General features: G+C 66.8%; 10 protein-coding genes. 6 read left to right on the plus strand and 4 right to left on the minus strand.

Annotated features, from left to right (window positions below; genetic code table 11):
- Window positions 1–199: 199 nt before the first annotated feature.
- Window positions 200–3,250 carry an amino acid adenylation domain-containing protein gene (locus tag ACGFR7_RS35215; protein ID WP_393327475.1) on the plus strand — a complete coding sequence of 1,017 codons (3,051 nt, stop codon included), beginning with the start codon at window positions 200–202 and terminating at the stop codon, window positions 3,248–3,250.
- 174 nt (window positions 3,251–3,424) lie between these two features.
- On the opposite strand, the gene ACGFR7_RS35220 is transcribed toward ACGFR7_RS35215, so the two are convergent.
- The 4 genes from ACGFR7_RS35220 to ccrA form a co-directional block, all read right to left on the minus strand.
- Window positions 3,425–4,642 carry a methyltransferase domain-containing protein gene (locus ACGFR7_RS35220; protein ID WP_393327478.1) on the minus strand — a complete coding sequence of 406 codons (1,218 nt, stop codon included), beginning with the start codon at window positions 4,640–4,642 and terminating at the stop codon, window positions 3,425–3,427.
- A 138-nt stretch (window positions 4,643–4,780) separates the two neighbouring features.
- The gene (locus tag ACGFR7_RS35225; protein WP_393327480.1) at window positions 4,781–5,770 is read right to left on the minus strand and encodes an NAD-dependent epimerase/dehydratase family protein; all 990 of its coding nucleotides are present in this window, start codon (window positions 5,768–5,770) and stop codon (window positions 4,781–4,783) included.
- A gap of 55 nt (window positions 5,771–5,825) precedes the next feature.
- Window positions 5,826–6,620 (minus strand): thioesterase II family protein, encoded by a 795-nt coding sequence (locus ACGFR7_RS35230; protein ID WP_393327483.1) that lies wholly within the window; start codon window positions 6,618–6,620, stop codon window positions 5,826–5,828.
- Between the two features lie 32 nt (window positions 6,621–6,652).
- Window positions 6,653–7,996 carry a crotonyl-CoA carboxylase/reductase gene (gene ccrA, locus ACGFR7_RS35235; protein ID WP_393327485.1) on the minus strand — a complete coding sequence of 448 codons (1,344 nt, stop codon included), beginning with the start codon at window positions 7,994–7,996 and terminating at the stop codon, window positions 6,653–6,655.
- Window positions 7,997–8,741: 745 nt separating this feature from the next.
- Here ccrA and ACGFR7_RS35240 point away from each other — a divergent pair.
- The 5 genes from ACGFR7_RS35240 to ACGFR7_RS35260 all read left to right on the plus strand — a co-directional run bounded on the left by ACGFR7_RS35240 (window position 8,742) and on the right by ACGFR7_RS35260 (window position 13,911).
- On the plus strand, window positions 8,742–9,482 hold the full coding sequence (locus ACGFR7_RS35240) for a 4'-phosphopantetheinyl transferase (protein WP_393327487.1): 741 nt from the start codon (window positions 8,742–8,744) through the stop codon (window positions 9,480–9,482).
- A 75-nt stretch (window positions 9,483–9,557) separates the two neighbouring features.
- Window positions 9,558–10,619, plus strand: a complete 1,062-nt coding sequence (locus tag ACGFR7_RS35245) for a threonine/serine dehydratase (protein ID WP_393327490.1) — start codon at window positions 9,558–9,560, stop codon at window positions 10,617–10,619.
- A gap of 51 nt (window positions 10,620–10,670) precedes the next feature.
- Window positions 10,671–12,425: a 3-hydroxyacyl-CoA dehydrogenase family protein gene (locus ACGFR7_RS35250; RefSeq protein WP_393327493.1), complete on the plus strand. Its 1,755-nt coding sequence runs from the start codon at window positions 10,671–10,673 to the stop codon at window positions 12,423–12,425.
- Window positions 12,426–12,625: 200 nt separating this feature from the next.
- The gene (locus ACGFR7_RS35255; RefSeq protein ID WP_393327496.1) at window positions 12,626–13,150 is read left to right on the plus strand and encodes a hypothetical protein; all 525 of its coding nucleotides are present in this window, start codon (window positions 12,626–12,628) and stop codon (window positions 13,148–13,150) included.
- Window positions 13,151–13,356: 206 nt separating this feature from the next.
- Window positions 13,357–13,911, plus strand: coding sequence for a hypothetical protein (locus ACGFR7_RS35260; RefSeq protein WP_393327499.1), 555 nt, complete (start codon window positions 13,357–13,359; stop codon window positions 13,909–13,911).
- Window positions 13,912–13,988: the final 77 nt, after the last annotated feature.

Below are 13,988 nucleotides of genomic sequence, written 5' to 3' on the forward strand. Positions count from 1 at the left end.
AGGCCGCACAGGGCACTCTCTGCGAAGGGGTATCGAGGCCCCGAGCCGCTCGTCGCGTGCTGCTCCAGGCAGATCCGAGCGCCATGTGCATGAACGCACGCATCCGTTCCGCAGAGGAGGAAATCCATTGGCATCCACAGCGAATCCAACCGCTCGATCTACTCGTGATCTTTCCGCAACGACTCGCAAAGAAGAAGCGATGTGGTTGCTGGAGCGGTTGGTTCCGGAGAGTGCGGCCAACAACCTTGCACTGGCGTTCCGGGTCGAAGGCAGGCTGGACCCCGTCGCGCTGCAGGAGGCTCTTGCGAACTTGCTCCGCCGTTATGAAGTGCTCCGGACCGTTTACTTCGCCACCGGCGCGGAGCTGATGAAGGGGGTGCTCGCGCCGGAGGAATTCTCCGTCAAGATCACTGAGTTCGACAAGAGGGCCTCGGTGCCGGCCGAGCTGGACTCCGAACTACAGCCCTTCGTGCATCGCCGGTTCGTATTCGACGGGCGACCGCTGGTTCGCGCGGGGCTCTACCACTACACCGACGGTGACGTCCTCTGCCTGACCTTCCACCACTTGGTCTACGACATCATCTCCGGCACCGTCGTCATCGAAGAGCTGGTGGCGGAGTACGACGCCGTCGTGGCCGGCCGAGCGCCCGCCGAGGAACTGCGCACCACCGTCAAGGCATTTCACGAACCGGCACCGTCGAACGCGAGCCTGGACTACTGGCGGGAGCAGTTGGAGGACTTTGATCCGAGCACGCTCGACCTGTGGTGCGGGGCTCCCGACGGGGCGGATCCCACGCTGAAGGGCGACCAGGTCACGCACGTGCTCTCGGCGGAGGCCAAGGCGGCCGTTCAACGGCTGCCCCGTGAGGTGCGCGCGCCGGAGGCGGTCGTCCTGCTCGCAGCCTTCGACCTGCTCCTCGCCGCACACGGCGCCGGGCCCGACATCACCGTCGGATCGCCGGTGAGTGTCCGGCCGAGGGAGACACCTCGCGTCGTAGGCCACCACACCAACGTGTTGCCCTTGCGGGTCTTCGTGGACCCGGCGGAGAGCTTCCGCGCTCTCGTGCGGCGCGCCCGCGACACCTACTTCGGCGCGCTCGCTCACGTGGACGTTCCCGTCGACAGCATCTCCGAGTTGGTGCCCCGAGCCGGCTCCTCGTGGCGCAACAGGCTCTGCCGCCATTTGTTCAACTACTTTCCCCAGCTTGAGATGACGGGCTTCGAGATCGCCGGGCTCAAGGCCCGCCCGGTGGTGGTGGAAAACGGCTTCAGTAAATTCGATCTCGAATTCTTCGTCGCCTCTTCCGCGGACACCATCCAGATCACGGCCCGCTACTCCACTGAGAAGCTGGACCGGTCCGACGTGCGGGCGCTGCTCCAACGGTACGAGGCGCTGCTCGTCTCGTTCGGCGAGGATGTGGACCGGCCCAACGGGGAACTGCTGGTCTGGAGTGAGGAGGACCGGGCCGTGATCGATGCGGCCAACGGCACCGAGGAGCGATTCGCCCCCGCGAGCGTGGCGGAGGCGGTGCGCGCGTACGCCCTCGAAACCCCGCACGCCATTGCCGTACAGGACGGTGAGCGGGCCGTCACCTACCGCCAGTTGTGGAACTCCGCCGTGGGCACGCACGACACCCTGGTCGCCTCGGGCATCGGCGCGGGAGACATCATTGCCATCGCGGCGCCCCGGAGCCCGGAGCTGACGGCCGCTGTCCTGGGGGTATGGCTCGCGGGCGCCGCGTACTTGCCGGTGGACCCGGAACACCCCGCTCAGCGCGTCTCCTACCTGCTCACCGACTCGGGAGCGAAGGCCGTCTTCACCGAGGGCAGTCTGGCCCTGCCCGAGGGACACGGCATGACGGAACTCCCCCTACCGGCCATCGTCGACGTCCCGCCCGAGGCACCGACGGCGGACCTCGTGTTCCAGATCTCCCCGGAAGACTGCGCCTACCTCATCTACACCTCGGGTTCGACGGGAAAACCCAAGGGCGCCCTGATTCCCCACCGGGCCATCTCCAACATCGCCGCCGACTACTCGGTACGGCTGCGCGCCACGCCGGCCGACGCGACCCTGTGGATGACGACCTTCGCGTTCGACATGGCCAACCTGGAGCACTATGTGCCGCTTTACTCGGGCGGCCGGATCGTGATCGCGCCGGACGAGGCCAGGGTCGACGGCCGGGTCCTGCGCGATCTGATCGAGCGCCACCAGCCGGCAATCATCCAGGCGACCCCTACGACACTGCGTCTGGTGCTGGACGAGGTGGGCGGGCACCTGGAAGGGCGCCGGGTCGTCGTCGGGGCCGAGCCGGTCCCAGTCCAACTGGCCGAGCGACTGCTGGCGACGGGCTGCGAAGTCCACCACGCCTATGGGCCCACCGAGACCACCACCTGGTGCACCTGGGCCGTCCTCCCGGCCGTACTGGGCCCAGGGCTGGACATCGGCAAGCCCATCTGGAACACCCAGGTCATGGTGGTTGACCCGGGAGGCCGCGAACTGCCCGTCGGAGTCCGCGGCGAGGTGTGCATCGCCGGGGCGGGTGTGTCCCTCGGCTACCACGGACGGCCCGAGCTCAACACGGCACGGTTCGGCGAGCACCCCCGGTACGGCCGCTACTACCGCTCGGGCGACGTGGGCCAGTGGCGTCCGGACGGCACCCTGGAACTCTTCGGCAGGGCGGATCGTCAGGTCAAGCTCCGTGGCAACCGCATAGAGCTGGGCGAGATCGAGGGCACACTGTTGGGTCACCCCGATGTCAAGGCCGTCGCCGCGGTCGTGCTCGGGGACCGCAGCGCCGACGGCCGGCTGGTCGCCTTCGTCGAGACCGCGGGCGGTTCGGACATCGTCGGGGACCTGTGGGAGTACGCGCGCGACGAGCTGCCCCGCGCGGCGGTTCCGCAGGACTTCGTTGTTCTGGACGCGTTGCCGACCAACGCCAACGAGAAGGTCGATTACCCGGCCCTCGAACTCCTCGCCGCCACCCGCCAGGTGGCACGCAGCGGTCCCGGCGAGACGGCCGGGACCGCCGACGAGCTGGTGAGGGTCCTCATCGAGCAATGGCGGCAGCTCCTCGGCCGCGACGACGTGACGCCGGAGACCAACTTCTTCACCCACGGTGGCCATTCGCTGTTGGGTGCCCGGCTGGTCCAGCAGATCGAGGAGACCCTGGGCGTCACCGTGAAGCTCGCCGATCTGTTCGCAGCTCCGACGCCCGACGCACTGGCCGGGCACATCCGGACCCTTCAGTAGCGGGGTCGGCCAGCAGGGCAGCCAAGGCCGCTTCGGACGCTCCGATGGAGCGTCCGAAGCGGCCTCCTGCGGTGGGTGCCCAATTCGACGGTCCGGCAGCCTCCTCTTCCTGGAACGGCCAAAACACCTGCCGCACGAGGATCCGGGCGGCAGGTGTGAGGGGGCTGACCGCCGTCAGACAACGTGGACGTCGGGCACGTACAGGATCCAGCGCCCCCCGGACGCCTTGAACTCCTTCTCCTTGGCCATGATCTCCTCCGCGTGGTTCCACGCGAAGAGGACGGCGTAATCCGGGTACGGATCGCTGAAGGCCTCGGACGGGCGGATCGGGATGTGCGATCCGGGCGTCAGCCGGTGCTGCTTCTCCTGCGTCGAGTCACAGACGAAGGGGATCAGGCCGGGGCCGATCCGGCAGTAGTTGGTGACCGTCGCGCTCTTGCACGTGGCGCCGTACCCGACGACCCGCTTGCCCTCCGCCTGGAGGGCCGCGAGCATCGACTTGAGCTCTTTGCAGTTGGTCGTGACCCTCGTCGCGAAGCTGTCGTAGGTCGCCGGTTCCGAGAGGCGGCTCTCGTGCTCCTTGGCCAGCCACTGCGCGACCGCCTCGGTGGGGGTGCGCTCGCCGGCCCGGGCCGTGGTGTAGCGCATGGTTCCGCCGTGCACCGGTACGTGCTCGACGTCCACCAGCTCGAAGCCGAAAACTTCGGCCATGGCTTGTACGGAACGGACCGAGAACAGATAGAAGTGCTCGTCGTAGATCTGGTCGAAGTAGGTGTGGTTGACGATGTCGCCCAGGTACCGGTCCTCGAAGACGAAGACCCCGCCCGGGGCGAGCAGGGCACCCACGCCGGCGAAGACCGAGTCGATGTAGGCGATGTGGCTGATGGTGTTGGCGGAGAAGATGAGCCGAGCGGGCCCCTCCGACTTGCGGATCTCCCGCGCCGTCGACTCCTCGAAGAAGCCGACGTGCACCCGGCTGCCGGCGGCGCTGGCCACCTTCGCGGCATCCTCGGCCGGATCGACACCCAGGTGCCGTATGCCCGCGGCACGGACCGAGCTGAGCATGATGCCGTCGTTGCAGCCGATCTCGACGTAGAACGGGTCGGGTCCGGTGAGCTCCGTCGCCAGCATGTGGCGGGCCACCTGCTCGAAGTGCTGGCGCATCAGCGCGGAGCCGGACGAACGATAGGGGTAGTCGGCGGGGAACATGTGGTCGCGCGAAACTTCTTCGGATTGCTGCACCATGGTGCAGGTGCTGCAGAATCCGACCGCTAGTCGGTAGAAGTGCTCAGTGCCGATGTCACTGGGCGCAGGGAAAACGTCAGATACCGGCTGGCGTCCGAAATCGAAGAACTCCCGGACTGGACCACCGCAGATACGGCACTTTGACATACCTCGCAGCGTAGTTTCGTCGGTCAATGCGGCCAACCCCTAAATTCGGGAAAGGGGTTCAATGAAGCATGTCCCCGTCGGCGCGACCGCAGGGGACATTCGAACCTGCTGTGATCGGTCGGGCGCGGCCAGGGGTACTCAGGAGCCCGGCATTCGATGGTGGCGATACCAATCGGCGGTCTGACTCAACCCTTCTCGGAGACTCCGCGGCGTGAAGTCGATGATCTCGTGGAGTCTGGTGAGGTCAAGGGTCCGGTTCCGTCGGCCGCCGGATTTGCTGCGATCGGAAGTGATCCGGGTGGGCTGCCCCAGTGCTTCGCACACGAACTCTGCGAGTTGCAGCGGGGATATCGTTTCCGAGGTGCCGACATTAAGGGTCTGGTACTTGTTTTTCTCGACCATCTGCAGAGTCGCATCGACCAGATCGGTCACGTACATGTATGTGCGGGTCTGGGTTCCGTCGCCCCAGATCTCGATGTCGTGGCCGGCCACGGCCTTGGCGAACATACTGGGGACCACTCGGTCGGTATCCGCCTCGAAGTTGTCACGCGGACCGTAGATGCTGGTGAGCCGCGGTCGGAAAATGTTCATCCCGTACTCCTGGCTGTACGTTTCGGCCAGGATCTCGGCATAGTTCTTTGAAAGGTAATATCCGTCGGGAGCGTACTTCATGTGTTTCCTGAAGTCGTCTTCCTCGAGTGTCGGATGCGGGGTCGGCGAGGGATAGATCTCGCTCGAACTGAGGAGCACGATCTCAGGGATGCTGTGTCGGCGGGTAAAGTTCAGGATGTTCGAGACGACACGCACATTGGAGTCGAGGATTTGGGCGGGGTGGTCGTGCCGGAACTCCACGCCGCCCGACACGACGGCGCAGTGGATGAACGCGTCGATCCCCTGCGGTGACTCCTCGGCGACACGGTTCAGCTGGGCCTCGTCGAGGAGGTCCAACCGAACTGTGTGAAGCCGGTCGGTGACCGGGAGTTGAGGCAGGACGCCCCTGTTGTCCCTGCGGTAGAGGCAGATGACATCGGCCTGGCGGGCCAGCAGCCCCTCGATGAAGTGTGAGCCGATGAAGCCGGTGCCACCCGTCACCAGAACTGTCTTGCCGGCCCAGTGTCCAACGGGCATGTTCTTCCCTTCTTCGATGGCCGGATCGGCGGCAGGTCCTCACGGATCCGAGGACCTAGCGGAGGATTTTCTTGACGGTGGCGGAAATGGCATCGGCGATCTCTGCCCCGTACTGGTCGAGGAAGAAGTGACCGCCGGAGAAGACCCTCAGCTCGAAATCACCGGAGGTGTGATCCTGCCAGGCTTCTGATTCGGCGGCCGTGGTGTGCGGATCGGAATCGCCGACCAGCATGGTGATCGGGCAGTTCAGCTTCGCGTCGAGGGTGCGGATGTGGGTTTCGATTGCTTTGTAGTCGCTTCGGACCGGGGGAAGGATGGAGCTCAGTAGACTCTGATCCTCGAGCCAAGCCGGATCGGTGCCGCCGACGGTGCGGAGTTCCTCCACGATGCCCGCGTCGTCGCGCAGGTGGACCGATCCACCGCGTAGCCGGGAGGGCGCCGGATAGCCCGAAGCGAACAGCCATGACGGGGTCCTGCCCGAGTCCTGGAACCGACGGGCGACCTCGAAGGCCAGGATCGACCCCATGCTGTGTCCGAAGAAGACGAGGGGGCGGCCGTCCACCGACTCCCGCAGAGCCTCGTAGGCGCGGTCGGCCAACTCCGGAACCTTCTCGATGCAGGCCTCCGCAATACGGTCCTGCCGCCCTGGATACTGAAGCGAAAGCGATTCCACCTCGGTCTTGAGCGAGTCCGAGAGAGGAAAGTAATAGCTGGCCGATCCTCCCGCGTAGGGAAAGCAGGCAAGTTGGACGGCTCTCTCGCTGGAGGGGTGGAATCGGCGGACCCACCGCTCGACGGAGGGTGTGAGGGTTGACATGTGGTGCCCCTTCCCTGTCTTGACTGATCGCATGAGATAATCCGTTAGGTCATGCGGGCCGTCGGCTATCCCTGATCGTTGCGGAAGCGGTTGATGGCATCGAGGTGCTTTGCGCGCATTTCCTCGTCGCGCACGCCCATGCCCTCCTCGGGCGCCAGTGCCAGCACGCCGACCTTGCCCTGGTGCAGATTGCGGTGCACGTCGTACGCCGCCTGCCCGGTCTCCTCGAGGGTGTACGTCTTCGACAGCGTCGGGTGGATCTTGCCCTTGGCTATCAGGCGGTTGGCCTCCCACGCCTCGCGGTAGTTGGCGAAGTGCGAGCCGATGATCCGCTTGAGCGACATCCACAGGTAGCGGTTGTCGTACTCGTGCATGTAGCCCGAGGTCGAGGCGCAGGTGGTGATGGTGCCGCCCTTGCGGGTGACGTAGACGCTCGCGCCGAAGGTCTCGCGGCCGGGGTGCTCGAAGACGATGTCGATGTCCTCGCCGCCGGTGAATTCGCGGATGCGCTTGCCGAAGCGCTTCCACTCCTTCGGGTCCTGGGTGCGCTCGTCCTTCCAGAACTTGTAGCCCTCGGCGTTGCGGTCGATGATCGCCTCGGCGCCCATCTTCCGGCAGATCTCCGCCTTCTGGTCGCTGGAGACGACGCAGATCGGGTTGGCGCCGCCGGCCAGCGCGAACTGGGTGGCGTACGAGCCGAGGCCGCCGCCGGCGCCCCAGATCAGGACGTTGTCGCCCTGCTTCATGCCGGCGCCGTTGCGGGAGACCAGCTGGCGGTACGCGGTCGAGTTGACCAGACCGGGCGCCGCCGCCTCCTCCCAGCTCAGGTGGTCGGGCTTGGGCATCAGCTGGTTGGACTTGACCAGCGCGATCTCGGCGAGGCCGCCGAAGTTGGTCTCAAAGCCCCAGATCCGCTGCTCGGGGTCGAGCATGGTGTCGTTGTGGCCGTCGGAGGACTCCAGCTCGACGGACAGACAGTGCGCGACGACCTCGTCGCCGGGGTGCCAGGCGTTGACGCCCGGACCGGTGCGCAGGACGACGCCGGCCAGGTCGGAGCCGATGACGTGGTAGGGCAGGTCGTGCCGCTTGGTGAGCGGGGAGAGCTTGCCGTAGCGCTCCAGGAACCCGAACGTCGGCATCGGCTCGAAGATCGAGGACCAGACGGTGTTGTAGTTCACGGACGAGGCCATCACGGCCACCAAGGCTTCCCCTGGGCCGACTTCGGGGACCGGAACGTCTTGAAGGTGCAGCGACTTGCGCGGATCCTTGTCGACGGAACGCATTCCATCGAAGATTCCGATGTTTTCCTTCAGGATGACGTTGCCCCGATAGCTTTCCGGAATCGTCAAGCAGGAGAAGTCCTCGGATGCTGCGTCATCGGAAAGTATGGCGCTGATAATTTCGTCCACGCAAATCCCCCAGGAAAATGGAATACGGGCCCTTGCGGGACGCTATCGATTGAGCGATGAAGGCGAAACCCCTACCTCAGTCGAACGTCTCTCTGCCAGGGCACCGGCGGAGAGTTAGGGGGTGCTAGGGGTTATAGCGGCAGACTGGTTCTGTGAGCCTGCTGGGATACGAACCACGGAAACCTGCTGGCCATCAGTGATCTTCACATCACCCATGAGGAAAGCCGCAAGATTGTCGCGGGCCTGTGCCCCGAGACGGACGAGGACTGGCTCATGGCCGCGGTAATGTCGGTGAGCTGACGGAAGAGGTCCTCTGCCGGTCCCTCGGCATCGTCACGCCCGAGGCCACCTATCCGATCTGGAGGGGAGCAGGGGGCGGGTCGTGGTGGCCCCGCTCTTCGTCCTGTACGGCTACACCTTCCGCACACACCCTCACTCCCCCGGGAGCAGGCGCTCGCGGAGGACTATGAGAAGGGGGCGCGTGCTCGGACGAGCTGTTCCTCCACCCCGATCTGTATCCGACACCCCGATCTGTATCCGAGTCGGCAGGAGTGGTGCGCACACCGGTTGAAGGGGGAGCGAGGCCCGGCGGGCCTCCCCGGCACGACGGGGTGCGGTTCGACGAAGTGTCCGTCGGTTATCCGAGGCGGTGGCGCAGGCTGGGGTGCCGTCGCACGGCGTCCGCCCGCCGCATTCTTCCGCACCTCACCTGACAGACGTGCCTTTGCGAGAGGAAAACCGGCTCATGCTGGAGTGGATCCTGCCCGCTTGCGTTGCCGTGGCGGAGGCGTACGACGACCCGCCCGAGGCGGAGCTGTACCCGCAGGAGGCGGCGCTCATCGTCAATGCGGTGGAGGCTCGGCGCCTCGAATTCACCACCGTCAGGCACTGCGCCCGACAGGCGATGGCCGCACTGGGGCTGTCGGCGGCCCCAGTGCTCCCGGGGCCGCACAGAGCCCCGCGCTGGCCCGGCAGGACCGTCGGGAGCCTCACCCACTGCGCCGGATACCGGGGCGCGGCGCTCGCCAAGTCGACGGACATCGCGATGCTGGGCATCGATGCGGAACCGAATGGTCCGCTTCCCGGCGGCGTTCTCGGAGTCATCGCGCTGCCCGCGGAGCTGCGGCGGCTGGGTGAGAACCGGGCCGCTCACCCCGAAGTGCACTGGGATCGGCTGCTGTTCAGCGCCAAGGAATCCGTCTACAAGGCCTGGTACCCGTACACGGGCCAGCGGCTGGAATTCGAGGACGCCGACCTCCACTTCGCTCCGGGCTCCCGCTCGTTCACCGCCAGGTTGCTGGCCCCGCCTCCCGAGCGGGCCCCCGAAGCGCCGCCGCTTCCGGACCGGCTGGAGGGCCGGTGGCTCGTCCGCGACGGACTGATCCGCACCGTCATAGCGGTTCCGGCGGACGCCCTGCGGACGACGGGGCGCGAAATCGCTGAACAAGCGGCCCGGGGCGGTCGGCTGCCGAAAGATCCCCGCTAGGCAGATTTTAGGCCGACTGCCGATCATCTTCCGTGCACTGCCCGGAGCATCCGATGAGAGCAGGGAAGAGGCACGATGACGTGGACCGCGGCGAACGGCACGCCGGTCGCTGACGGCCTTCCGCTACTGAGTGGTGTCGAAGTGCACCGCGCACAGCGGCGGTTGGCTGAGCGGCTGGCCCAAACCCCGGTCGTGCGCAGCGACGACCTGGACCGGCTGGCGGGAGCGAGGCTGTGGCTCAAGGCCGAGAATCTGCAGCGAGGCGGGTCCTTCAAGATGCGCGGGGCCCTTCTGGCGGTTGAACGCCTCGTTTCGTCGGGCAGCCGCGGGGTGGTGGCGCAGAGCACCGGGAATCACGCGATAGCCGTCGCGATGGCAGCTCGCGAACACGGTCTGACCGCCGTTCTCGTGCTGCCCCGCGATGCGGCACCCACCAAGGTGCGCCGCATTCGGGCTGCCGACGCCGAAGTGCTGCTGGTGGGGATGACACTCGCGGAGCGAATGGCGGCGGTCGGCGAACTCGCGGCCGCCCGCGGACTAGACGTGATCGACCCCTACCAGAATCCCGATGTCGTGGTCGGCCAGGGCACCGCGACGGCGGAGCTGCTTGCTCAGGCGGGTTCGGCCGGCGGCAGCCTCGATGCCGTGGTGATACCGGTCGGCGGCGGCAGCGCGGTGGCCGGAGCGTGTCTCGCGACCGAGGGGCGCGGCATCGACGTCATCGCGGCTGAGCCCGCCGCGGTACCGGCACTCACCGAGGCGCTGAACGCCGGTCACCCCGTGACCGTCGCCACGCGCACGACGATCGCCGACGGACTGCGCCCCGATCAGATCGGCGAGCTGCCTTTCGAACTGGCTCGGCGCCGGGTGGCCGACGTGGTGACGGTGGACGAGACGGCCATCGCCGAAGCGATGCGCCTGACGTTGACCCACGCACGGCTGCTCGTCGAGCCTGCCGCCGCCACGGCGGTCGCGGTCGCCCTGCGGATCGCGGCGAGCAGACAGGGGAGCGACATCGGAGTGTTGCTCAGTGGCGGAAACGTCGAGACCGGCCTGGTGACGTCGCTGCTGTTGGACCACTCAGAGAACTCACAAATCCCAGAGCGCCCCAAGTTCGCAGAGCACTCAGGGCACTAATGCGTACGGACCACCAGCATCGGGCGACGATTCAACAGAGAGGGACTTGACATGGCACGGCCCGCATCCGCACTGGGGGTGATCGGCCTGGGAAGCCTGGGCGAGTCCATCCTCCTCGCGCTGGCTACGACCGGTCGCGACGTCATCGGCGTCGACCCCGATCTCAACGCCCTGTCCCGAGTGGCCGGCCGGCTCAAGGCCGCGGGCCTGGACAGCGTCGGTGTCACGCTCACCGACGACACCTCTGAACTGGCCCACACGGCCGTGATCGTGGAAGCCGTTCCCGAGGACCTGTCCCTCAAGGCCTCCGTGCTGCGGGAGGCGCACAGCTTGTGCGCCGACCACACGGTCCTGGTCACCACCACCGCTGCCCTTTCCGTGACGGGGCTCGCCGTGGCCAGCGGCAGGCCGGACAGAACGCTGGGGCTGCGCATTCCCGTCCCCATCGCGGCGGGTGGCGCGGTGGAGCCGGTACGTACCGCGATGTCCTCGGACGAGCCCATCGCCAGGCTCCACGCGCTGCTGGACGCGGCCGGACTGCGCCGGTCGGCTGTCGGATGCAGACCGGGGGCGGACGCAGACGCGCTCGTGCGTGGCTTCATGAACCGGGCCGCGGCACTGTACGAGAGCGGATACGCCGACGCAGAGGACATCGACTCGGCCATGAGGCTGGGCTGCGGGCTGCCCACCGGGCCGCTGGAACTGCTGGACCGGATCGGCATCGAAACCGTGCATTTCGCGCTGACGGAGGAGTGGAGGAGGACCGGCCGTGCTTCCCTCGAACCCGCGCCGGTGCTTGCCGACCTGATCGCCGCAGGGCACCTCGGCCGCAAGTCGGGCCGGGGCTTTCACACCTACGACGACTCAGGTGATCGCGTCGCTGCCGAAGGGCAGCCCGGGAGCGGTGGCGTGGCGAGGAACGTGCAGCGGATCGGGGTGCTGGGATCGGGCACCATGGCTCGAGGAATCGCAGAAGCCACCGTCGTCGCGGGTTTCCCGACGGTCCTGATGGCACGGGACGGGGCGAAGGCGAGCCGGGCCGTGTCCGCGGTCGAGGAATCGCTGGCCGGCAAGCTCAAGCGGGGCAGGATGTCACCGGACGCCAAGACGGCAGCGGTCGGACGTCTGCTGGCGGGCGAGGACCTCTCCGAGTTTGCCGACTGCGACCTGGTGATCGAAGCGGTCGTGGAGGATCTGGACGTGAAGCGCGACCTGTTCGCCCGGCTGGGCGCAGTGTGCGGACCGGGGGTCGTGCTGGCCACCACCACCTCCAGCCTGTCCGTCACCGCCTGCGCGCATGCATCCGGCCGCGACGCCGACGTCGTGGGAATGCACTTCTTCAACCCGGCTCCGGTGATGAGGCTCGTCGAGCTCTGCCGGACCGAGGCGACCAGCGACGGAGCCGCAGCCACCGCACGTGCCGTCTGCGCGGCTCTGGGCAAGACCGTGGTGGAGTGTCACGACCGCCCGGGCTTCATCGTTAACCACCTGCTGTTTCCCTATCTAAACGACGCCGTACGGCTGTTGGACCGATCCGGCACGGACATCGAAGAGACGGACGCGGCGATGGAGTGCGGATACGGCTACCCCATGGGGCCGTTCACCCTCCTCGACACCATCGGACTGGACGTGTCCCTGCTCATTGCGCGGCGATTGCACGATGCGTTCGGGCAGCCCGACTCCGCGCCGCCGCGGCTGCTGGAACAGCTGGTTGCCGATGGTGCGCTGGGGCGCAAGAACGGTCAGGGGTTCCGGGGCTCGCTGTGGAACGTCCGGTCCGGCGCGGCCGGCACCCAGGCCCGTTGACGGCTGCGCCCGGCTGGCGTCGGGGTCTGCTTCAGGGTGAATAGGGGGGATGAGGTTCTTCGTTGGCGTCAAGATCTCCTCAAGAGTCTGCCGCTCTCCTCAAGAGTCTGCCGCTCTCCTACATCATCTACCGCAACACCGAGCACTCCCGAGGCAGTGCTTCCGTGAACCCGTGCAGCTGCCAGCAGCGCCTCCGTGCGATGCGCGACGACGCTATGGAATGGCTCTCGGAGGCCCAACAGCAGGAGGGCCGGGCAAAAGAAGTGCTGGACCTCGCCCTGCAGTTGCGCCCGCAGCTGGACAACCTGCCTCTCGGCTTGCACTTCAAGCTCAACGTCGTACCCGCGACTGGCTACTCGAACTACCTCTACGACCCGGCGACGCGCGGCAACACCGACCTGCTGTACACGCAGTTCTGGCCGAACATCCCGAACCCGCTCGACTGGCTGGGCCTCACCGCGGTGACCGGCGGCACCTTCAACCAGTCCGGCTACAAGGGCATCGACGGGCTCTACCCCAAGGCGATCGGCACGAAGGACGAGAGCGCCCGCGCCAAGCTGGTTGTCCAGATGGAGCAGAAGCTGCACGACGAGACGGATCCCATGCTCTCCGGCATCCAGCTGACGAACGACGTGTGGCTCGGCAGCAAGATCACCGGTGCGCCGGCAACCTTCGACTACGTCTCCTACCCATGGGCGGCTCACCTCAGCGGAACTGGCAAGTAGTCCTCACCCGGCTTCCCTTCCGCCCGAGGCGGGGGATTCCAGCGGCAATCCCGCCGGGTTTCCTGCTCTGGGGTGTGCCCCAGCTGTTCAAGTACACCGCAGGGATGCATGCCGATCGGCTCCGCTCGCTAGCGGTGACCGAGGGCGAACGCGTCGGTCGGACTGGGCGGATCAAGACTGGAGGGCTACTCTCGGTCCACGAGTGGATGCCCGACCTCGGCGGCATTGAGCCCTACAGTCAGATGGTCGGTGACCTCCGTAAGTACGCCGTCCATCCGCATGCCGTCGTCCCGTTCGCCTACGACTGGCGCCTGTCCGTACGGTACAACGCAAACCTCCTCGCAGACGCTGCCCATCGCCACCTGGAACGCTGGCGCTCCCACCAGGCCCACGCCCAGCACATGCGGGACACGGGGGAGGATCGTCCGGCCCAACTCCTTTTCGTCGCCCACTCGATGGGTGGGCTTCTCGTCCGTGAGCTGTTCAGGATTCCCGGTGCCGCCGACGACGTACGGGCCGTGCTGACTGCTGGCACCCCCTTCCTCGGCTCCGTCAAGTCCGCCGTCGTGCTGGCCAGCGGTAAGGCGGGCGCTCCGTGGCTGCCGAAGAAGGCGCTGCGGGAAGCCAGCCGTACGATGCCCGGCCTGTACGACCTCCTCCCCTCCTACCGTTGCGTCTGGGACGGTGACGACACCCGGCGCCTGACGGTCTCGGACCTGACCGCCCTCGGCGGTGACGCCGACCTAGTGATCTGGTTGTGAGTTGATTGGGCACCACGTGAGTCGCTTTCCGTACCAGTTCGCGGGTTTGGCTGACGGGTGCTGGTTGGCTTCGGTGT

It is taken from the genome of Streptomyces sp. NPDC048516, assembly GCF_043199875.1.
In the GTDB taxonomy this organism is placed as follows: domain Bacteria; phylum Actinomycetota; class Actinomycetes; order Streptomycetales; family Streptomycetaceae; genus Streptomyces.